General features: G+C 72.9%; 19 protein-coding genes. 4 read left to right on the forward strand and 15 right to left on the reverse strand.

From position 1 onward, the window contains the following. Positions 1–51: 51 nt before the first annotated feature. The 3 genes from A8713_RS25395 (at position 52) to A8713_RS25405 (ending at position 4,188) form a co-directional block, all read left to right on the forward strand. The gene (locus A8713_RS25395; RefSeq protein WP_064535867.1) at positions 52–1,080 is read left to right on the forward strand and encodes a ketopantoate reductase family protein; all 1,029 of its coding nucleotides are present in this window, start codon (positions 52–54) and stop codon (positions 1,078–1,080) included. A 43-nt stretch (positions 1,081–1,123) separates the two neighbouring features. Then, positions 1,124–1,831 carry a mycothiol-dependent nitroreductase Rv2466c family protein gene (locus A8713_RS25400; protein ID WP_064535868.1) on the forward strand — a complete coding sequence of 236 codons (708 nt, stop codon included), beginning with the start codon at positions 1,124–1,126 and terminating at the stop codon, positions 1,829–1,831. Positions 1,832–2,229: 398 nt separating this feature from the next. Next, positions 2,230–4,188 carry a hypothetical protein gene (locus A8713_RS25405; RefSeq protein WP_064535869.1) on the forward strand — a complete coding sequence of 653 codons (1,959 nt, stop codon included), beginning with the start codon at positions 2,230–2,232 and terminating at the stop codon, positions 4,186–4,188. 68 nt (positions 4,189–4,256) lie between these two features. Here the strand turns inward: A8713_RS25405 and A8713_RS25410 are convergent, their stop codons facing one another. The 14 genes from A8713_RS25410 to A8713_RS25475 form a co-directional block, all read right to left on the reverse strand. Beyond that, on the reverse strand, positions 4,257–4,919 hold the full coding sequence (locus tag A8713_RS25410) for a hypothetical protein (RefSeq protein WP_064535870.1): 663 nt from the start codon (positions 4,917–4,919) through the stop codon (positions 4,257–4,259). 71 nt (positions 4,920–4,990) lie between these two features. Next, positions 4,991–5,731: a sirohydrochlorin chelatase gene (locus A8713_RS25415; RefSeq protein WP_018564361.1), complete on the reverse strand. Its 741-nt coding sequence runs from the start codon at positions 5,729–5,731 to the stop codon at positions 4,991–4,993. Between the two features lie 6 nt (positions 5,732–5,737). After that, positions 5,738–6,649 carry an ABC transporter permease gene (locus A8713_RS25420; protein ID WP_064535871.1) on the reverse strand — a complete coding sequence of 304 codons (912 nt, stop codon included), beginning with the start codon at positions 6,647–6,649 and terminating at the stop codon, positions 5,738–5,740. Continuing rightward, on the reverse strand, positions 6,636–7,418 hold the full coding sequence (locus tag A8713_RS25425; protein ID WP_064535872.1) for an ABC transporter ATP-binding protein: 783 nt from the start codon (positions 7,416–7,418) through the stop codon (positions 6,636–6,638). The genes A8713_RS25420 and A8713_RS25425 overlap by 14 nt, the downstream gene beginning before the upstream one ends. 27 nt (positions 7,419–7,445) lie before the next feature. Next, positions 7,446–8,567, reverse strand: a complete 1,122-nt coding sequence (locus tag A8713_RS25430) for an aliphatic sulfonate ABC transporter substrate-binding protein (RefSeq protein ID WP_064535873.1) — start codon at positions 8,565–8,567, stop codon at positions 7,446–7,448. Positions 8,568–8,790: 223 nt separating this feature from the next. Then, positions 8,791–10,125 (reverse strand): sulfate adenylyltransferase subunit 1, encoded by a 1,335-nt coding sequence (locus A8713_RS25435; protein WP_064535874.1) that lies wholly within the window; start codon positions 10,123–10,125, stop codon positions 8,791–8,793. A 2-nt stretch (positions 10,126–10,127) separates the two neighbouring features. After that, complete coding sequence (gene cysD / locus A8713_RS25440) at positions 10,128–11,066, reverse strand: sulfate adenylyltransferase subunit CysD (protein WP_064535875.1); 939 nt, start codon at positions 11,064–11,066, stop codon at positions 10,128–10,130. Continuing rightward, positions 11,063–11,599, reverse strand: coding sequence for an adenylyl-sulfate kinase (gene cysC, locus A8713_RS25445; protein ID WP_064537708.1), 537 nt, complete (start codon positions 11,597–11,599; stop codon positions 11,063–11,065). The genes cysD and cysC overlap by 4 nt, the downstream gene beginning before the upstream one ends. Positions 11,600–11,625: 26 nt before the next feature. Then, entirely contained in the window at positions 11,626–12,336 is a 711-nt protein-coding gene (locus A8713_RS25450; protein ID WP_064535876.1) for a phosphoadenylyl-sulfate reductase, read from the reverse strand. Beyond that, entirely contained in the window at positions 12,333–12,518 is a 186-nt protein-coding gene (locus A8713_RS25455; protein WP_064535877.1) for a hypothetical protein, read from the reverse strand. Before A8713_RS25455 ends, A8713_RS25450 begins: the two co-directional genes overlap by 4 nt. After that, the gene (locus A8713_RS25460; RefSeq protein ID WP_064535878.1) at positions 12,515–14,209 is read right to left on the reverse strand and encodes a nitrite/sulfite reductase; all 1,695 of its coding nucleotides are present in this window, start codon (positions 14,207–14,209) and stop codon (positions 12,515–12,517) included. The genes A8713_RS25455 and A8713_RS25460 overlap by 4 nt, the downstream gene beginning before the upstream one ends. A gap of 400 nt (positions 14,210–14,609) precedes the next feature. Further along, complete coding sequence (locus A8713_RS25465) at positions 14,610–15,182, reverse strand: GNAT family N-acetyltransferase (RefSeq protein ID WP_064535879.1); 573 nt, start codon at positions 15,180–15,182, stop codon at positions 14,610–14,612. Between the two features lie 65 nt (positions 15,183–15,247). Further along, the gene (locus tag A8713_RS25470) at positions 15,248–16,669 is read right to left on the reverse strand and encodes a hypothetical protein (RefSeq protein WP_064535880.1); all 1,422 of its coding nucleotides are present in this window, start codon (positions 16,667–16,669) and stop codon (positions 15,248–15,250) included. 694 nt (positions 16,670–17,363) lie between these two features. After that, a complete protein-coding gene (locus A8713_RS25475) occupies positions 17,364–18,998 on the reverse strand; it encodes an acyl-CoA dehydrogenase family protein (protein ID WP_064535881.1) in 1,635 nt (544 codons plus the stop codon). Positions 18,999–19,173: 175 nt separating this feature from the next. On the opposite strand from A8713_RS25475, the gene A8713_RS25480 reads away from it, so the two are divergent. Next, the gene (locus A8713_RS25480; RefSeq protein ID WP_064535882.1) at positions 19,174–20,388 is read left to right on the forward strand and encodes a YihY/virulence factor BrkB family protein; all 1,215 of its coding nucleotides are present in this window, start codon (positions 19,174–19,176) and stop codon (positions 20,386–20,388) included. A 16-nt stretch (positions 20,389–20,404) separates the two neighbouring features. Here A8713_RS25480 and A8713_RS25485 read toward each other — a convergent pair whose 3' ends face one another. Beyond that, complete coding sequence (locus A8713_RS25485) at positions 20,405–21,316, reverse strand: NmrA family NAD(P)-binding protein (protein ID WP_079159129.1); 912 nt, start codon at positions 21,314–21,316, stop codon at positions 20,405–20,407. Between the last annotated feature and the right edge of the window lie 10 nt (positions 21,317–21,326).

Genomic DNA, 21,326 nt, shown 5'->3' on the forward strand with positions numbered 1-21,326 from the left:
ACTCCTGGATCTCTCGACGGACCACGGCCGGCGCTGTGGGAGGCTCCTCCCATGCGCTACATCATCATCGGGGCAGGGGCGGTCGGCGGAGCGGTCGGGGGGCGGCTCGCGCAGAGCGGGCGCGAGGTGGTGCTCGTCGCGCGCGGCGCGCACCTCGCGGCACTGCGCGCGGACGGGCTGCGGCTGACGGTGCCGGAAGGCGAAACGGTCCTGCGGCTGCCCGCCGTGGACGGACCCGCGGCACTGGGCGCGCTGCGCGCCGACGACGTACTGGTCCTGGCCGTCAAGACACAGGACACCGAGGCGGCGCTCGACGCCTGGGGACCGGCGCCGGTCGAGGGCGGCGGCACGGCGGCCGAGCGGCTGCCGCTGCTGTGCGCCCAGAACGGCGTCGAGGGGCAGCGCCGCGCCCTGCGCCGCTTCCGCCGGGTGTACGGCGTCTGCATCTGGCTGCCCGCCACCCACCTGGAACCCGGCGCCGTCTCCGCCGCCGGAAGCCCCCTGACCGGCATCCTCCACCTGGGCCGGTACCCGCACGGCACCGACGACACCCTGCGGGCGATCGCCGCCGACCTGGAGGCGTCCCGGCTGGGGGCACCGGTCGTCCCGGACGTGGCCCGCTGGCAGTACGCCAAGCTCCTGAGCAACCTCGCCAACGCCATGGAGGCCGTCAGCGGCCCCCTGGAGAGCGAGGCGGCGCGAGAGCTGTACGCCAGGGTGCGCGCCGAGGGGGAGGCGGTGCTGGACGCGGCCGGGATCGCGTACGCGAGCGAGAAGGAGCAGCAGGCGGCCCGCGAGGGCCGGATGACCCTGGTGCCGCTGCCCGGTGTCCCGCGCGGCGGCGGCTCCTCGTGGCAGTCCCTCACCCGGGGCACCGGCAGCATCGAGGCGGACCACCTCAACGGCGAGATCGTCCTGCTGGGGCGGCTGCACGGCGTGCCGGTCCCGCTCAACGAACTGCTGCAACGGCTGGCCGGCGCCTTCGCCGCCGAACGCCGGGAGGCCGGGTCGCTGCCGATCGCGGAACTGGTCCGCCTCGCCGACCGGGCGGTCGAAGAGGACCAGGAAACGAGCCGCTGATTGGGCCGTGCCCCGGTACCGCCCGGCGCCTAGCGTCGTCGGTATGACGCACTCCGGTCAGCCCGACCAGCCCGACCAGCCCAGTCAGCACGACCAGCCCGACCAGCCCGACCGGTCCGGCGGGGACACCACCGCGCCCGCGCGGGTCGACTTCTTCTTCGACCCGGCCTGTCCCTTCGCCTGGATCACCTCCCGCTGGCTGCTGGAGGTCGAGCGGCAGCGCCCGCTCGACCTCCGCTTCCACGTGATGAGCCTCCACCTGCACAACACCGGCAACGACCTGCCCGACTGGTACCGCGACCTCGTCGACCGGTCGATCGGCCCGGTGCGGGTGGCCGTGGCCGCCGCCGAACGGCTCGGCGAGGGCCACGGGGACGTCGTCCTGCGCGACCTCTACACCGCGTTCGGCACCCGCATCCACGAGGGCGGCCAGGACGACTTCGACGCGGTCGTCGCCGACTCCCTCGCCGAACTCGGTCTGCCCGCCGACCTGGCGCGCGCCGCGCACGACCCGGCGTACGACGACGCCGTGCGCCGCAGCCACCGGGCGGGCACGGAACCCGGCTCCGGCGGCTATGTCGGCACGCCGACCCTCCATGTCGACGGCACGGTCTGGTTCGGACCGGTCCTGCGGGCGGTGCCGCGCGGCACCGAGGCGGCCCGGCTCTTCGACAGCTTCCGGGTCCTGGCGGCGCACCCCGACTTCTTCGAACTCAAGCGCACCCGCACGGGTTCCCTGCGCTTCGACTGACCGTCACCTCCCGGCCGGTGCACGCCGCCGATCCCCATGGAACCTTCACACCCGAGCGCACAACCACGGCCAAACATGGGGATGGACACAGTCGCGTTGCGCCCCCCTTGTCCGGTGCGCCGTGGTTTATCTGCTGGCTTGTCATGTGCCCGTCGGCATAGGAAGGTGCGGCGGCGTCGCACGGACGTCGCGGCCGGGCCTCGTCGCCGTGGGCGCGAGCGGCACGAGCGGACCGGCACCCGTGTACGGGAAGCAGCAGAGAAGGAACCAGCTCCGCCCCGGGGGGACCCATGGGACGGAGCCAGAAGGGAAACGTCTTGTCTGGTACGTCCAGAAGAAAGCTCATCCTTCACCGGGCAGCCGTCGCCACCGCGGCGCTGCTGTTCGCGGGATCCGGGATGGCGAGCGCGACCGCGGCCGACGGCGGCGGTTTCGTGCGCAACCCGGACCCGAACGCCGCGCCGTCGTCCCGGCCGGCCGCCGGGCCCGCGCTGAAGGCCACCGCCGCCGCGGCGTCCCGGCCGGTGTCGGGCAAGAACCCCTCGGCGGGGCCGGGCAAGAAGGACGCCTCCGGCGTCTGGCAGGTCAGCACCCCCAAGGTCAAGCTGAGCAACACCGTGACCAACGCCGACGGCGGCACCGCCAACCTCACCTTCGAGGTCTGGACCGCCGACTCCGCGGGCAACGCCAAGACCCAGGTGAAGATCAGCGACAACCAGTACGGCGTCCTGGTGTCCGACTTCGTCAAGTCCGGTGCCACCGCCTCCGTGAGCGTGGGGGCGGGCCGGCTGAAGCCGAACACCGACTACGTCTTCCACACCTCCGCCTACGCCAAGGAAAGCGGCCTGTACGAGACGTCGTGGTCGCCGTGGGCGCGCTTCCGCGTCAGGATGCCCGTCGACCTCGCCCTGCCGGCCCCCAACGCCTCGGCGGCGAACCCGGACCAGACCGCGCAGCCGTACACCGACACCCTGGCACCCGCCTCCCCGTGGCAGACCGCGGCCGGCGCGAGCCGCACCCCCGCCGCCGTCCTCGGGACGTCCGGAACCCACTGCACCACCTCGTCCGACGGGGTGAAGGTGTGCGCCAGCGCCGAGCCCTACGACGGCCGCAACTTCACCCTCCACCGGGCGGCCGGCGCCCGGCAGCGGGCCGCCGCGCAGGCGTCCCTGGTCAGCGGCTGCGACCCGGCCGCCCCGCGCAAGGGGCTGTGGACGACGCGCTTCGAGGAGTGCTCCTCGTTCACCATGGCGTGGGAGGCGACCCTCAACGACGCCCCCGTGGGCACCGTGAAGGCGCTGGTGGTCAACGAGCGCAAGCTGGACCCGAAGTCGGGGAACATCACCGAGCGGATCAACGTCACCGACGTGGACGTCCCGGCGACCATCCCCGCGTTCACCCTGGACGCCCCGAAGATCGACTGCGAGCCCTCCGGCAACTGCGGCGTCCAGAACGTCAGCGGCTGGACCGGCGCGGCCGCCTGGGTGCCCGGTGACCACCACAGCGTCTTTGCCGACGCCTCCTACCTCTGGGCGCCGGACCTGTCCGGGCCGAACACCAGCAAGCCGCAGGTGATGAAGCTCGGCGTCGCGGTCGCCCTCCAGGGCAACCCGAAGATCCCCGGCCAGACGGTGCAGACGACCCCCGCGGTCTTCATGGACGTCGCGGGCGGCGACCTGGAGAACGGCGGGGCTCCCGACCAGATCCGCTGCGACAACACCAAGATCGTCAGCAAGGTGCCGACGACCGGCTGCGTGTTCCACAACTACGTGCCGACCTACACCTTCAACGCGGCCAAGTACCCGCAGGCCTCGTCGCACGCCTGGCTCATCCAGCACAAGCTGTCCAACCACCCCGGCAGCAAGGCCGACAGCAAGCCGCTGTACTTCCTGCCCGACGGCGACATCAGCGGCAACCGGACGGTGATCTGCCCCACCGGGTGGGCGGCCGCCAACGGTGACACCAGCGCCCTCAACGGCGCCACGGACAAGGAGCTGAACTGCGACGAGTTCGCGTTCAACGCCACCTACAACAGCGGCGGCATGCCCTCGCTCGCGGGTGGCCTGAACCCGGTCGGCAGCGGTGACGCCTGTGTGCAGACCCTGGCGAGCAAGCAGGGCGGCACCGTGCACCTGTTCAACATCGACGGCCACACCCCGACGTGGAAGGAGGTCTGCGGGCGGTCCGCGATCTCCGGCAACGACAACAGCGGTTCGATGGCCGCCTTCGGCTCCTTCAACGCCAACCAGCGCCTGCTGGACCGGGATCCGTACTGGCTGGACACCAACGTGCGCGCGGCGTGCTCCGAGGACAGCGCGACCGCCGTGCGGTGCACCATGACCGCGAACAACCAGTAGCAGCACCACCTCACTCACTCACTCACCGGGGGCGCCGTGCCGAGCGGGCACGGCGCCCCCGCCGCGGCTCACACCGGTGAGGGCAGATGCACCGCGGGCAGCAGGCCCAGCTCGATCTCCCGGCGCGGCAGCGACAGCCCGAGCTCGTCGCCCACCGCCCCGAACAGCCGCTTCGCCAGCTCCTCCGCCTCGTCCTCCGGGTCCTCGCAGCCGGGGAAGGTGTCCCGCACCGCACCGGCCCGGCGCATGGCCGCGTCCAGCCCGGCGAACGCCCCGAGCCGGTCCTCGACCGCGACGGCGCTCTCCAGCAGGCTGTCACCGAGCCCGCCCGCACCCACCTCGCCCGCCGCGTCGACCCGGCACACCCACGGCTCCTCGTCCAGGAAGCGGTCCAGGCACACGAGTTCCTCGCCCGGTCCCAGCAGGGTGTCCTGGCCCAGCCGGTCCAGGAGGACCAGGTGCCAGGTGGACCGCTCGACCTCCAGGACGTACGACCACTCGCCGGCGCGGCCGAACATCGCCACGCTGTCGCCCAGATCCACACTCAGCCGGTCGAAGTCCTTGAACAGCGGCGGGCGTTCGGCCATGGCCCGGTCGGCACCGAGGCGCACCGCGAAGTCCACCGGGTCCGCGCCCCGCACCGCCGTGAGGCTGATGTCCGAGAGCATCCCGTCCTTGGCGACCGCACCGCTGTACCAGTGCTCACCCATCCACGCCAAGCCGTCCGCCATCGCGACCGACCCCTCTCCTCGACCTTGGCCGCCACGATAGCGACCCCCGCGAGAGGCGCCCAGGACAGGTCCTAAGCGCCCACGGCCGCCACCCTCGGCAGCCGCGCCGCGTCGTAGCGCTCCAGCAGCACCCGGGCCACCTCGGGGGCCGGGCCGAGCACCTCGGCGAGGACATCGGCGCCGGCCGCGCCCCGGGCGATCCGGTCCGGGAGGAAGCCGGGCGCCAGGACGTACGGGGCGACGGCCACCCGCGCACAGCCCTGCTCCCGCAGCTCGCGCACCGCGTCCTCGGTGCGCGGCAGGCAGGCGGAGGCGAACGCAGGCCGCACGGCACACCAACCGGTGCGCCGCCACTCCCGCGCGATGTCTGCGATCACTGCGATCGCCTCCGGGTCGGAGGACCCCGCCGAGGCCAGCACGACCCCGGTCGAGGACCTGTCGGCGGGGGCGAGCCCCGCCTCGCGCAGCCGCCGTTCCAGGGCCGCCGTCAGCAGCGGCGAGGGCCCCAGCACGTCGGCCTGCCGGATCCGCAGCCGCGGCGGCGCCTGGCGCAGCACCGCCGGGATGTCCGCCTTGGCGTGGAAGGCGCGGGTCAGCAGCAGCGGCAGCGCCACCACGTCCCGTACGCCGTCGGCCGCCAGCGACTCCAGGACGGCCGGTACGGACGGCACGTTGAAGTCCAGGAATCCGGTCTCCACCCGCAGGTGCGGGCGCAGCGCCCGCACCCGGCGCACCAGGGCGTGCACGGTCGCGGCATGCCGCGGATCGCGGCTGCCGTGGGCGACGACGAGGAGGACGGGCTGCGCGGACATGGGCGTTCAGCTCTTCACGAAGAGACCGCGGCTGCGCAGCACCCACCGCTCCAGCGGACTGAAGATCAGCAGGTCGATGGCGATGCCGACGAACAGGATGAGGACGATGGCCTGGAAGACCAGCGACATGGAGCTGGCGTTGCGGCCGTTCTCCAGCAGCGCGCCCAGACCGATGCCCAGGTCGGGCGAGGAGGCGATGATCTCCGCCGCCATCAGCGAGCGCCAGGAGAAGGCCCAGCCCTGCTTCAGCCCCGCCAGATAGCCGGGCAGCGCGGCCGGCAGCACGATGTGCCACGCGCCCCGCAGCCCGGTCGCGCCCATGGTGCGGCCCGCCCGCAGGAACAGCGGCGGCACCTGGTCGATGCCGGACACCAGGCCGTTGGCGATGGAGGGCACCGCGCCGAGCAGGATCACCGCGTACATCATCGAGTTGTTCAGGCCCAGCCAGATCACCGCGGGCGGCACCCACGCCACCGACGGCAGCGACTGGAGCCCCGACAGCACCGGTCCGATGGCCGCGCGCACGAACTTCACCCGGGCCACCACCAGGCCCAGCGGGGTGCCGATGGCCAGCGCGAACAGGAAGCCCAGCAGACCGCGCGAGACGGAGGTCCAGATGAAGCCGAGCAGGGTGCCCTGGAGCCAGGCGTCCTTGAACTCGCGGCCCACGTCGGCGGGGGAGGGCAGCTTGGTCGGGTCGTCGACCACATGGAAGGTGATCAGCCCCTGCCACAGCAGCAGGACCACCACGACCGCCGTGATCGGCGGCAGGATCTTGTCGGTGAAGGTCTTCCGCAGCGGGGTACGGCCGCCCGGGGTGTCCTCCAGCGCGTCGAGTCCGGCCTCGACCCCGCCCAGGCCCTCGTCCCGGCCGGCCGGTTCGGCGTCCCGCGTCGGCGTCGTCTCAGTGCTGGCCATGGCGGCGGATCTCCCCACGCAGTACTTCGGTGATCTCCAGGGACAGTTCCGCCACGGGCGCGTCCTCGATGCGGCGCGGCTGCGGGATGTCCACCGTCCACTGGCGGGCCACCCGCCCCGGCCGCGAGGACAGCAGCACCACGCGCTGCGCGAGCCGCACCGCCTCGCGCACGTTGTGCGTCACGAACAGCACCGAGACGCCGGTCTCCTGCCAGATCCGGGTCAGTTCGTCGTGCAGGACGTCCCGGGTGATGGCGTCGAGCGCGGCGAACGGCTCGTCCATCAGCAGCAGGTTGCTCTCCTGGGCGAGCGCGCGGGCCAGCGCCACCCGCTGCCGCATCCCGCCCGACAGCTCGTGCACCCGCTTGCCGTACGCGCCCGAGAGCCGGACCAGCGCGAGCAGTTCCTCGGCGCGGCCGCGCCGGTCCTGCTTGGGCACGCCCCGCAGCCGCAGGGCCAGTTCGATGTTCTTGCCCGCGGTCAGCCACGGGAACAGGGCGTGCTCCTGGAACATCAGCGCGGGCCGCCCGTCCGTGGTGATGGACCCGGCGCTGGGCCGGTCCAGACCCGCCACCAGGTTCAGCAGGGTGGACTTGCCGCACCCCGAGGCCCCCAGGAGGGTGACGAACTCACCCGGGGCGACATCGAGACTGATGTCGTCCAGCACGAGCTGCTGCCCGCGCGGAGCCGCGAAGGACTTCGAGACATGCTCGAGGCGTGCCGCGTGTTCGACGGCCTCGGGGGCCTTGGCGAGAGTGGTCGTGGCCATGGTCGTCACCTCCTGGGAACTCGTGGGCTAGGAGTGCTGCTTGACGCCGAGATCGGCGTCGCTGACGGTGGGCTCGCCCTCGGCCTTGAGCACCTTGTTCAGGAGGGTGAGGTCGTAGATGCCGTTCAGCTCGGGCTGCTTGAGCAGGCCGGCCTTCACGGCGTGCTGCGCCTGGCTCTCCAGGGTGGCGGCCAGCGGATCATCGGTGATCTTGATGGACTGCCACGCCGGGTCGAGGATGTCGGTGGGCAGTGCCTTGCCGGAGTCGGCCGCGAGCTGCTTGTTGGCCGCCGCCTTCGCCTCGTCCGGGTTGGCGTTGATCCACTTGTTGGTGTCGACGGACGCCTTCAGGACCGCCTCGACGGCCTTGGGGTGCGCCTTCAGGAACTTCTGCGACACGATGATGTTCGTGATCACGAACTTCTTGTCCGGCCACAGCGCGGACTCGTCCAGCAGCACCTTGGCGCCCTCGGCGACCAGCTTGGAGGCGGTCGGCTCCGGCACCCAGGCGCCGTCCAGGGAACCGGCCTTGTAGGCGTCCGGGGTGACCTTGTTGTCGGTGCGGACCACCGACACGTCGCCCTTGCCGCTCTGCGCGTCGACCTTCCAGCCCTGCTCGGCGATCCAGTTGAGCAGCGCCACGTCCTGGGTGTTGCCCAGCTGCGGGGTGGCGATCTTCTTGCCCTTGACGTCCGCGACGGACTTGATCTTGTCGGGGTTCACCACCAGCTTGACGCCGCCGGAGGCCGAACCGCCGACGATGCGCAGGCTCTTGCCGTCCGACTTGGTGTAGCCGTTGATCGCGGGGGAGGGGCCGATCCAGCCGATGTCGACGGAACCGGAGTTCAGCGCCTCGATCTCGGACGGACCGGCGTTGAAGACCTGGTACTTGGCCTTGGTGGCGCCCAGCGCCTTCTGGAAGAAGCCCTTCTGCACCCCCACCAGGGCGGTCGCGTGGGTCACGTTGCCGAAGTAGCCGATCTTGACGGAGTCCAGGCCGTCGGTCTTCTGGGCGCCCGCCGCGATCTTCTGGTCGGCGGGGTCGTCCGCGGCCTTGGAGCCGTAGCTGCAGGCAGCCAGGGCGAGCAGCGGAAGCGCGGTGGCCACGGCGAGGCCGCGGCGCAAGGTGGTCGAGCGGTTGACAGGCACGGGAGGCTGTCCTCTCGGAGGCCCGGCGGTCACGGTCTCTCAGGTCGTGGCCGGGAGGTCGGCAGGTCTTCGTCTACTGCGGTGGGGGGTGAGGGCGCGCGAGCGGTGCGCGTACGTCAGCGCACACATCGCGCCACTCCGCCCTGCCCGCTGCCGAGGGCACCGCTGCCGACCCGGCCGCCCTCCTTGGCGAACAGCGAGTAGTAATCGAAGCAGTTCATCGTCAGAAGTCCCAGCCGCCCTCGTCGGCGGCGTCCTTGACGGGGTCGGGCGCGGCGAACGACTCGCCGACCATGCCCGCGGTCAGGGTGGTGCCGTCGGCGGGGTCGATCAGGATGAAGGAGCCGGTGCGGCGCGAGTCGGCGTAGGAGTCGACCGGCAGGGGCTCGGCGGTGCGGATCTTGACCCGGCCGATGTCGTTGGCGGCGAGCTGCCCCGGGTGCGGGTGCAGCGACAGGTCGTCCAGGGTGAGCCGGGACGGGATGTCCTTGACGATCGCCTTGACCGTGCGGGTGCCGTGCTTGAGCAGCACCCGGTGGCCGACGGTCAGCGGGGCGTCGGCCACATGGCAGACGGTCGCCTCGACGTCCTGGGTGGTGGCCGGCGCGTCCTGGCTCGGCACGATCAGGTCGCCGCGCGAGACGTCGATGTCGTCCTCCAGCAGCACCGTCACCGACTGCGTCGTCCAGGCCGCCTCGACCGGTTCGCCCAGCAGGTCGATGCCGGAGATCCGCGAGGTGCGCCCGGAGGGCAGCACGGTGACCTCCTCACCGACGCGGAAGGAGCCCGCGGCGATCTGCCCGGCGTACCCGCGGTAGTCGGGGTGCTCGGCGGTCTGCGGCCGGATCACGTACTGCACGGGCAGCCGGGCGTGGCAGTGCGCCAGGTCGTGGCTGACCGGGACGGTCTCCAGGTGTTCGAGGACGGTGGGTCCGCCGTACCAGTCCATGACCGCGGAGGGTTCCACCACGTTGTCCCCGGCCAGCGCGGAGATCGGGACGGCCGTGACCTCGGGGACGCCCAGCTCCGTCGCGTACGCCGTGAACTCCTTCGCGATGGCCGCGAACACCGGCTCCCGGTAGCCCACCAGGTCCATCTTGTTCACCGCCAGCACCACGTGCGGGACGCGGAGCAGGGCGGCGATGGCGGCGTGGCGGCGGGTCTGCTCGACGACGCCGTTGCGGGCGTCGACGAGGATCACCGTCAGCTCCGCGGTGGAGGCGCCGGTGACCATGTTCCGGGTGTACTGCACATGTCCGGGGGTGTCGGCCAGGATGAAGCGGCGTCGGGGGGTGGCGAAGTAGCGGTAGGCGACGTCGATGGTGATGCCCTGCTCGCGCTCGGCGCGCAGGCCGTCGGTGAGCAGGGCCAGGTCGGGTCCGTCCTGGCCGCGGCCGGCGGAGGCGCGTTCGACGGCTTCGAGCTGGTCGGTGAGGACGGACTTGGAGTCGTGCAGGAGGCGGCCGACGAGGGTGGACTTGCCGTCGTCGACGGATCCGGCGGTGGCGAAGCGCAGCAGGGTGGTGGCCGCGAGGTGTTCGGGTGTCACGGTGGTCATCTCTAGAAGTACCCCTCGCGTTTGCGGTCTTCCATCGCGGCTTCGGAGAGCTTGTCGTCGGCGCGGGTGGCGCCGCGTTCGGTCAGGCGGGAGGCGGCGATCTCGGTGATGACCTTCTCGATGGTGGTGGCGTCGGAGTCGACGGCGCCGGTGCAGGACATGTCGCCGACCGTGCGGTAGCGGACCTGGCGTTTCTCCACCCTCTCACCCTCGCGCGGGCCGCCCCACTGTCCGGCGGTCAGCCACATCCCGCCCCGCTCGAACACCTCGCGTTCGTGCGCGTAGTAGATGGCGGGCAGGTCGATGCCCTCGCGGGCGATGTACTGCCACACGTCCAGCTCGGTCCAGTTCGACAGCGGGAAGACGCGTACGTGCTCGCCCGGTGCGTGGCGCCCGTTGTAGAGGTTCCACAGCTCGGGGCGCTGGCGGCGCGGGTCCCACTGGGAGAACTCGTCGCGCAGCGAGAACACCCGTTCCTTGGCCCGTGCCTTCTCCTCGTCGCGGCGTCCCCCGCCGAACACCGCGTCGAACCGCTCGGTGCGGATGCTCTCCGTCAGCGGCAGCGTCTGCAGCGGATTGCGCGTGCCGTCGGCGCGTTCGCGGAGCACGCCCCGGTCGATGTAGTCCTGCACCGACGCCACGTACAGCCGCAGCCCGTACCGCTCCACCGTGCGGTCCCGGTAGGCCAGCACCTCGGGGAAGTTGTGACCGGTGTCCACATGCAGCAGCGCGAACGGCACCGGCGCCGGCGCGAACGCCTTCAACGCCAGATGCAGCATCAGGATCGAGTCCTTGCCCCCGGAGAACAGGATCACCGGATTCTCGAACTCCCCCGCCACCTCACGGAAGATGTGCACCGCCTCCGACTCCAACGCGTCCAGATGCGAGAGGGCGTACGGCCCGGCCGTGCCCTCCTCGGTCTCGGTGACGGTCGTCGTCATGCCAGTCCCCTTTCGCTGAGCAGCGCGTACACCGATGCCGCGGACTCCTGCACGCTCTGGTGCTGCGACTCGATCCGCAGATCGGGCGACACCGGCTCCTCGTAGGGGTCGTCGACGCCCGTCAGACCGGTCAGCTCGCCCGCCGCCTGCTTGGCGTACAGGCCCTTCACATCGCGTACGGAGCACACCTCGACCGGGGTCGCCACATGGACCTCGACGTAGGCCGTGCCGTTCTTCACGTGCCGTGTGCGCACCGCGTCCCGGCTCTCCGTGTACGGCGCGATCACCGGGACCAGCGCGAGGACGCCGTTGCGGGCGAGCAGTTCGGCGACGAAGCCGATGCGCTGCACGTTGGTGTGCCGGTCCGCGCGGCCGAAGCCGAGGCCCGCGGAGAGGAACTCGCGGATCTCGTCGCCGTCGAGGACCTCGACGCGGTGGCCCTCCTCGCGGAGCCGGGTGGCCAGCTCGTGCGCGATGGTGGTCTTGCCGGCACTCGGCAGACCCGTGAGCCAGACGGTGGCTCCGGTCGTCACGTGTGTCTCCTGTATCTCGGTCATGGTCAGCCGTGCAGTCCGCACTCGGTCTTGGCGCGGCCCGCCCAGCGGCCGGCGCGCGCGTCCTCGCCCGCCAGCAGCCGCCGGGTGCAGGGTGCGCAGCCGACGGAGCCGTAGCCGTCCATCAGCAGCGGGTTGGTGAGCACGCCGTGCTCGGTGACGTAGGCGTCCACGTCGTCCTGGGTCCAGCGGGCGATCGGGGAGATCTTGACCTTGCGCCGCTTCTCGTCCCAGCCGACCACGGGGGTGTGCGCCCGGGTCGGGGACTCGTCGCGGCGCAGCCCGGTCGCCCACGCCCGGTAGCCCGCCAGGCCCTCCTGGAGCGGGCCCACCTTGCGCAGCGCGCAGCACAGGTCGGGGTCGCGGTCGTGCAGCCTCGGACCGTACTCGGCGTCCTGCTCGGCGACCGTCTGGCGCGGGGTGAGGGTGATGACGCGCACGTCCATCACGGCCTCGACCGCGTCGCGGGTGCCGATGGTCTCCGGGAAGTGGTAGCCGGTGTCGAGGAACACCACGTCCACGCCGGGCATGGCCCGGGAGGCGAGGTGGGCGACGACCGCGTCCTCCATGGAGGAGGTCACGCAGAACCGCTCGCCGAAGGTGTCGGCGGCCCACCGGAGGATCTCCGGCGCGGAGGCGTCCTCCAGCTCGCGGCCCGCCCGCTCGGCCAGCTCCTTCAACTCCTCGTCCGTGCACTCGTCCTGAACGGCCGTCATGTGCGCTCGTCCCCTCCGTCGTCGGCACTCCCCGTGAAGCCCCGGGCCAGCAGCCCGAGGAACTTCAGCTGGAAGGCCCGGTTGCACGCCCCGCATTCCCAGGCGCCGTGGCCCTGTTCTCCGGGACGCAGGTCCTCCTCGCCGCAGTAGGGGCAGTAGAAGGGCGCGGCCCGCTCGCTCACGACAGGGCCTCTTCCGAGGCCCGTGCCGCCCAGGCCGCGAAGCGCTCGCCGTCCGCGCGCTCCGCCTGGAAGCGCTTGAGGACCCGCTCGATGTAGTCGGGCAGTTCGGCGGAGGTCACCTTCAGACCGCGGACCTTGCGGCCGAAGGACGGTTCGAGGCCGAGCGCGCCGCCCAGGTGCACCTGGTAGCCGCCGACCTGGTTGCCCTCGGCGTCGGTGACCAACTGCCCCTTGAGACCGATGTCCGCGGTCTGGATACGGGCGCAGGCGTTCGGGCAGCCGTTGAGGTTGATGGTGACCGGCTCGTCGAAGTCGGGCAGCCGGCGCTCCAGTTCGTCGATGAGGTCGCTGCCGCGCTCCTTGGTCTCCACGATGGCGAGCTTGCAGAACTCGATGCCCGTGCAGGCCATGGTGCCGCGCCGGAAGGGGGAGGGGCTGACCCGCAGGTCCAGCGCCTCAAGACCGTCGACCAGCGAGTCGACCCGGTCCTGGGGCACATCCAGGACGATCATCTTCTGCTCGACGGTGGTGGAGACCCGCCCGGAGCCGTGCTCCTCGGCCAGCGCGGCGACCTTGGTGAGCAGCGAGCCGTCCATCCGGCCCACGCGCGGGGCGAAACCGACGTAGAAGCGGCCGTCCTTCTGGCGGTGCACGCCGATGTGGTCGCGCCACTGCCGGGCGGGCATCTCGGGCGCGGGCCCGTCGATCAGCTTGCGCCCGAGGTACTCGTCCTCCAGCACCTGGCGGAACTTCTCCGCGCCCCAGTCGGCGATCAGGAACTTCAGCCGGGCCCGGTTGCGCAGCCGCCGGTAGCCGTAGTCGCGGAAGATCGAGGTGACGCCCTCCCAGACGTCGGGCACCTCGGCCTCGGGCACCCAGGCGCCCAGCCGCACCCCGAACCGGGGGTTGGTGGACAGGCCGCCGCCGACCCACAGGTCGAAGCCGGGGCCGTGCTCGGGGTGGACCACGCCGACGAAGGAGATGTCGTTGATCTCGTGCGCCACGTCGAGGAGCGGCGAGCCGGAGACGGCCGTCTTGAACTTGCGCGGCAGGTTGGAGAAGCGCGGGTCGCCGATGTAGCGGCGGACGATCTCGTCCAGGGCCGCCGTGCCGTCGATGATCTCGTCCTCGGCGACACCCGCGACCGGGGAGCCGAGCATGCCGCGCGGGCAGTCGCCGCACGCCTCGGTGGTGGACAGCCCGACCGCCTCCAGGCGCTCCCAGATGGCGGGCACGTCCTCGATGCGCACCCAGTGGAACTGGATGTTCTGCCGGTCGGTGATGTCCGCGGTGCCCCGCGCGTAGGTCTCGGCGACCTCGCCGATGGCCCGCAGCTGCTCGGTGGTGAGCCGTCCGCCCGTGATGCGGACGCGCATCATGAAGTACTCGTCCTCCAGCTCCTCGGGCTCCAGGAGGCCGGTGCGCCCGCCGTCGATCCCGGGGCGGCGCTGGGTGTACAGACCCCACCAACGGAAGCGTCCCCGCAGGTCGTTGGGGTCGATGGCGTGGAATCCGCGCTTGGAGTAGATCGTCTCAATGCGTGTCCGCACATTGAGACCGTCGTCGTCCTTCTTGAGCTGCTCGTTGCCGTTGAGCGGGGTCAGGTGCCCCGCGGCCCACTGGCCCTCGCCACGGTGGCGGCTCACCTTGCGGCGGGGCGCGACGGAGTTCTGTGAAGCGGCGGCGGCCATGGTGATACGTCCTTCGGGACAGCGGAAGATGCGGCTCTGACCTGCGTGGATGCGGGCGCATGGGCAGTCAGGCAGGCAGGCGCGTCATTGCGCTCGGGAGGGAGGAGGCTGAAGATCCGGTGGTGCTGTGCCCGTGGCCCCAGGCCACTGCGGGCGAGTCAGCTCGCCGGACAGATGGCGCTGGACATGCGGCCGTGGTCGACGTGCCGTCGGCTCACCAAGGCGGTTCCAGTTCCAGACATGACGGCAGCGTGGCACGGCGATCTGGACACAGTCCACCTTTATCCAAAGTGTGGACACCCTTGTCCCGGAGTGTGGACAAGGGCGTCGTCGGTCACAGCGGAGCCGCGGTGGGGAAAGCGGTTGTCCGGCCCGGGAACGGGCCGTGGGCGGGTGGCCCTCAGGCCGGGAACGCGCCCGGCCAGGGGCCCGGAGCGGTGAGCGCCGGCTCCTCCTCGACCTTGGTGTCGAACAGGACGAACCCGCGCCGCTGGTAGTTGTCCATCGCGTGCTCGCCGTCCTCACTGCATGTGTGCACCCACACCCGCTTGGTCGGCGCCAGCCCCGGCCAGCGGTCCGCCAGGTCCCAGGCGCGGGCGGTGCCGTACGACAGCAGGTGCCCGCCGATCCGGCGGCCCCGGAAGGCGGGGATCAGGCCGAAGTAGACGATCTCCACGACCCCGTCGTCCTGCGCCTCCAGCTCGATGTAGCCCGCCGGTGTGCCCCGGTCGTGCGCCACCCAGGTCTCGACCGCCGGACGCTCCAGGTACTCCTGCCACCGCGCGTACGTCCAGCCGAGCCGGTCCGTCCAGCGGATGTCGCCGCCCACCGACGCGTACAGGAAGCGGTTGAACTCGGGGGAGGGCACCTCGGCGCGGACGATCCGGACGTCCCCCTCGGGCGCGCTGGCCGGCAGCAGGTCGGTCGGCGCGGTCTGCTCCAGGGACCAGGTGGTCACGGCGATGTTCGTCATGCCGGCCAGGGAATCATCCGGCCGGGGCTCCTGTCGATCGCGCGGGCCGGGCCGCCCCGGTGGGTCTAGTGCAGCTCGTGTTCGAGTGCGGACAGCGGCACCGCGAACAGGGTCCGCCCGGACACCGACCACAGTTCGCCGGTCGCCGGAGCGTAGGACAGGGAGCCGACGCCGTCGCCCCAGCAGCGGTGCGTGTCGTCCGAGGTGCCGCACTCGGTCGCCTCGGCGCCCTGGGTGTCCTGCCGCCACAGCGTGCCGTGCCCGCCCCGCTTCCCGGCCGTCCGGCCCAGGTACCAGTCGGTGTGGCCGGCCAGGCCCGTGCGGTGCGACAGCACCCCGCGCACGCCCGGCGCATCCGTCTCGTACGCCTCCTCCGCCCGGACCGTCCCGGTGGCGTCGGCGGCCAGCAGCCCGGAGCGGGCCGGGTCCGCGCTGAAGGAGTAGCGCCACAGCCGGGTGCGCCGGTCGCCGTCCGTGCGGGTCGTCTCGCCCGCGACCAGGCTGTCCGGTACGGAACTGCTGTCCAGGGAGAGGCTGCTCGGGCAGGCCGGGGCGACGCCGTCCCGGCCGGATGCGCCGGATACCCGGGACGTGCCGGCCGTACCGGATGAACCGGACGAACCGGCCGCGCTCGCCGGTCGGCCGCAGGCGCCCTCGGCCGGACGGTAGGTGGCGACCGCCGGGAGCACCCAGCGGTAGCCGTGCGCCGACCAGCCGCCCGGCACCCGGCCGACGGCGTCCTCGGTGACGGTGGCGCGCTGGATGCGGCGCAGGTCGTAGACGTAGAGCGCCTGCCGGCCGTCGCCGGAGGCGGTGACCAGCAGCTTGTCCCGGTAGCGGACCATGCCCGACACACGGGAGGCGAGCGCGCGGTAGTCGCGTCCGCCGTCCACCGGGACGGCGAGCAGCGCCCAGGTGTAGGTGAGGCGGGCCGGGTCGGCGGCGTCGACGAACGCCACCTTGGCCATACGGCGGGGGTCCGCGTCGTCGCCGCGGTGCGTCCAGCCGGACAGGATCACCCGGTGCGCGCCCCACCGGCTGCCGCCGTCCGCGTCCCCGGAGGTGGCCACCGACTGCGGCCGCCATTCCCGGGTTTCCGCGTCCTCGGCGTCCTCGGTGTCCCAGCAGTACGCGCGGGCGGCCGACGGCTCGACGGGCAGGGCCCTGCGCTCCGTGCCCGTGCAGTCGTCGGCGTCGCGCAGGGTGCGGTCGGTGTCGCCGAGCACCGTGCCCGCGTCGACCGGCCGGCCCATCGCCGCGGCGAGCCGGTCCAGCGAACCGGCCGGGACGGGCTGTTCGGTCAGCCGCAGCCCGCCCAGTTCGGCGGCCGACGTGAGCGGCCTGAGCGCGCCGGGATCGTCGGTGACCGTGGCCTGCGAGGCGCTGATCAGCGTGGCGGCGGCGGTCAGGGCCAGTCCGGCACCGGCCAGCACGGCGCGCAGCGCCCTGCCCTGCCTGCGCCGGCGGTGTCGCCCGCGTTGCTTCATCCAACCCCCCTAGTCCAGGGCTCGGTTCGCCTCCGGGACGCCTGCCGACCGGGCGGGCCAACTGCGCCGCGGGTTCCCAGCGTTGAGCGAGGAGCGGATGGGGCGACCCACAGTGATGCTACGGCAGTCCGGCGCGCCGTATGGCGAAGACCCGGCAAACGGCCCCGAGATGCCGTGCCCGCACCCCTGGATCCCTTGCCCCGCCGCCCCCTTCGGGACACGGCGGACGCCGCCCGGCCCCGGCACACCGCGGGAGCGGCCGGGTACGGCAGCAGATCGCGCCGGTCGCGGGGGAGCGGCACGCGCGCCCCGGTGTTCTCACCGCACCGGTCGGGCCGGTGTTCGAGCAGTACGCCCGGACAGCGCCGCACCCGCGACATCTCGGTCCGGACGGTCACTGTGCGTGCCGGGCCGCCGGACACCTCGGCGGCCGAACCCACCGCGCCGCGCCCGGACCGGTGCACCGCGAGGAGGCACGTGAGGAGGCACGTGAGGAGGTGGAGACGGAGGCGGAGGAGGTACAGGGGGTCGGCGCGGCAGGGGTTCGGCGCGGCGCGGGCCCGGTCCCGGCCACCACCCGTACGCGCCCGGCCGCAGGTGTTCCGGCCGCCCGCTGCCCTCGCCGCGCCCCGACGCAACCTCCGCGCCTCGCCGCGCCCTCCGCGCCCCCGCGCCCCTCCGTGACCCGCCGCGCTCAGACCACCGGGCGGGCGCGTTCCACGAGCGCGGCCAGGTCCAGCGTGTGCGGGAGGGTGCCCAGCGCCGTGCCGTGGTCGCCGCCGAGGCGGGAGGCGCAGAACACGTCGGCGACCTCGGGCGGTGCGTACCGGACGAGCAGCGCGCCCTGGAGGACCAGCGCCATCCGCTCCACCACCCGCCGGGCGCGCGCCTCGATGCCGTCCAGGTCGGCCAGTTCGGTGAGCAGGTCCTTGACGGCGGCGTCGAGCCGGTGGTCGGCGCCGCGCGCCAGACCCACCTCGCGCAGAAAGGCGTCGAACGCCCGCGGCTCGCGCCGCAGCGCCCGCAGCACGTCCAGCGCCTGCACATTGCCCGCGCCCTCCCAGACCGAGTTCAGCGGCGACTCCCGCACCAGCCTGGGCAGTCCGGACTCCTCCACGTACCCGTTGCCGCCCAGGCACTCCGCGGCCTCCACCACGACCGGCGCGCACCGCTTGGTCACCCAGTACTTGGCCACCGGCACCGCGATCCGCAGCAGCGCCCGCTCCTGCTCGCCGTCGTCGTCCCGGGCCGCCGCGAGCCGCAGGGCCAGCACGGTGGCCGCCTCCGACTCCAGCGCCAGGTCGGCCAGTACGTTGCGCATCAGCGGCCGGCCGGCGAGCGGCCCGCCGAACGCCTCCCGGTACGCGCAGTGGTGCACCGCCTGCGCCACCGCCTGCCGCATCAGTCCCGCCGAGCCGAGCGCGCAGTCCAGCCGGGTCGCCGCCACCATCTCGATGATCACGGACACCCCGCGCCCCTCCTCGCCGACCCGGCGCGCCCACGTCCCGTCGAACTCGACCTCGGCGGAGGCGTTGGACCGGTTGCCCAGCTTGTCCTTCAGCCGCTGGACCAGGAACACGTTGCGCGTGCCGTCCGCCAGCACCCGGGGCACGAGGAAGCAGGTCAGCCCGCCGGGAGCCTGTGCGAGCACCAGGAAGCCGTCCGACATCGGCGCCGAGCAGAACCACTTGTGCCCGCGCAGCTCGTAGGTGCCGTCCTCGGCCAGCGGCCGGGCCCGCGTCGTACCGGCGCGCACATCGCTGCCGCCCTGCTTCTCCGTCATGGCCATCCCGAACAGGGCGCCGGCCTTCTGCACGGCCGGACGCAGCCCGCGGTCGTACACCATGGACGTCAGCCGCGGCTCCCACTCGGCGGCCAGCGCGGGGTCGGCGCGCAGCGCGGGCACCGCCGCGTGGGTCATCGACAGCGGGCAGCAGTTGCCCGCCTCGGCCTGCGTCCACACCAGGAAGGCCGCCGCCCGCCGCACCTGCCCGGCGGGCCGGGTCCAGGCGGCCGTCAGACCGGCCGAGACGCCCTTGCCGAGCAGCCGGTGCCAGGCCGGGTGGAAGTCCACCTCGTCGATCCGCCGGCCGTAGCGGTCGTGGGTGCGCAGCCGGGGCGGGTTCTCGTTCGCCTGCGCGCCCCACTCCTGGACCTGGGCCGAGCCCGCGGCCCGGCCGAGCGCCGACAGCTCGGCGCGCACCTCGTCGAGCAGACCGGGGGCGACATGCCGCCCGACCGCCTCGGACAGGGCCCGGTCGGCGGCGAAGAGGTCGTAGCCGACCAGCGGCGGCACCTGGTTGGTCACGGAATGAGTGCTGGCTGCCATGGCACGGAACCTACCCGCGCCACGACCGCCGTCACCACATCGGCGGCCCCGGACGGGCACCGGGCCCGGCGGGGCGCCGTACCGTCCCCCGCCGGTGCGGCGGCGGACCGCCGAAGATCGCGGAGCGGTCGCCGTGGATGAGGGGGACGGGCCGGGACAGGGATACCTTTGGGTCGTGCAGCCAGCCAGTGACACCCCCGACAGGCCGACCGGCCGTTTCCACCGGGCCCGCGCCCTCTACCGGAACGTCTCCAAGCGCAGGACCGCCTGGCTGCTGCTCAAGGACACCGTCAACTCGTGCATGGAGTACCGCATCCTCGGCCTCGCCGCCGAGGCCGCGTTCTTCACCCTGCTCTCCGTGCCGCCCCTGCTGCTCAGCCTGATCGCCCTGCTCTTCTACGTCGACTCCTGGACCGGCGCGCACACCATCGCCAGCCTGGAGCGCAACATCATGGACGCCTCCCGCACCGTCCTGTCCGACCAGGGCGTCAAGGAGATCACCCAGCCGATCCTGCGGGACGTGATGCAGGGCGGCCGGCCGGACGTGATCTCCATCGGGTTCGTGTTCGCGCTGTGGTCGGGCTCCCGCGCGGTGAACGTCTTCATCGACACCATCACCGTGATGTACGGCCTGGACGGGGTGCGCGGCATCGTCAGGACCCGGCTGATGGCCTTCCTGCTCTTCGTCGTCGCCCTGCTCATCGGCTCGGTCGCGCTGCCGCTGATGGTGGCGGGACCGGACGCGGTGGTACGGATCGTGCCGTGGTCGACGACCGTCGTGCAGGTCCTGTACTGGCCGGTGGTCATCGTCCTGTCGGTCGCCTTCCTGACCACGCTCTACCACGTGTCCGTCCCCGTGCGCTCCCCGTGGATCGAGGACGTGCCCGGCGCGCTGGTCGCCCTGGCCATGTGGGTGGTGTGCAGCTTCCTGCTGCGCATCTACCTCACCAGCACCGTCGAGGGCCCCACCATCTACGGATCGCTGGCCGCGCCGGTCGCCGTGCTGCTGTGGATCGGTGTGTCCGCGTTCGCCGTCCTCGTCGGGGCCGCGGTCAACGCCGCCATCGACCGGGTCTGGCCGGCCGCCGCGACCGCCGCGGCCCGCGCCGCCAACGAGCGGGTGCGCGAGGCGCAGATCGCCGAGTACGTCGCACGCGCCGCCGCCGCCCGCGAGGCGTACCGCGAATCCCTCGGCGACCCGGACGGCCTGGAGGACATGGACGACATGGACGAGACCGACGACGCCGACATGCCCTCCGAGTTCCCCGAGCGCTGGTCGCGCTTCCTGCCCCCGGAGGACGTGACCGCGCGCCTGCGCGCCCACGCCCGCAGCGCCCACGTGCGCGGCCCGCACAAGGACGACAGCGACGGCGCCCAGCCCGACAAGTGACCGCCCCGGGGCGCGGTCAGGGCTGCTTCCACACCCCGGCGGCCGCCGCCTCCCGGGCGAAGTCGGCGAAGTCGCGCGGCGCGCGCCCCAGCACCTGCCGCACCCCGTCCGACAGGTGCGCGTTGCGCCCGTCCAGCAGCGTCCCGAACAGACCGACCAGGAACTCCACCTCCTCGGCGGGCACCCCGAACCCGGCCAGCGCCTCCCCGTACGCCCGCGCCGGCACCGGCCGGTACACCAGCTCGCGCCCGGCGGCGGCGGCGACTTCCGCGACCGCCTCGCCGAACGTCAGCAGCCGCGGCCCGGACACCTCGACGATCCGCCCGGTCCAGCGGTCGCCCGAGGTCAGCGCCGTCACGACGACGTCCGCGATGTCCCGTACGTCGACGAACGGCTCGCGCACGTCACCGGCCGGGAACACCAGTTCCCCGCTCTCCCGCAGCTCCGTGAGGAGCGGGCCCTCGCTGAGGTTCTGCGCGAACCACGCGGCGCGCACCACCGTCCACCGGGCCCCCGAAGCGCGCAGCGCCTCCTCGGCGGGCAGGGCCTGCTCCTCGCCCCGCGCCGACAGCAGCACCAGCCGCTCCACCCCGAGCGCGACCGCCTCGCGGGCCAGGCTCCCCACCCGCTGTGCCGCGTCCGGCGCGCCGATGTCCGACGGATACATCAGGTACGCGGCGTCCGCGCCGCGCAGCACCGGCGCCCAGGTCGTCTCGTCGTGCCAGTCGAATCCCTGCGCCCGGCACGCCGCCCGCACCGTCAGCCCCGCCGCCGCGGCCGCCGCGGCGACCCGGCTCCCCGTACGGCCGGACGCGCCGGTGACCACCACCGTCGCCGCCCGCGCCCCGCCCGTGCCCGCCGCACGGACCGCGTCCTTCGTGCCGTGCCCGACCTCTGTACCGTCCGTGCCCTGCGTGTTCTGTGTCATGGGAGCAGTC

The sequence above is a fragment of the Streptomyces sp. SAT1 genome, assembly GCF_001654495.1.
In the GTDB taxonomy this organism is placed as follows: domain Bacteria; phylum Actinomycetota; class Actinomycetes; order Streptomycetales; family Streptomycetaceae; genus Streptomyces; species Streptomyces andamanensis.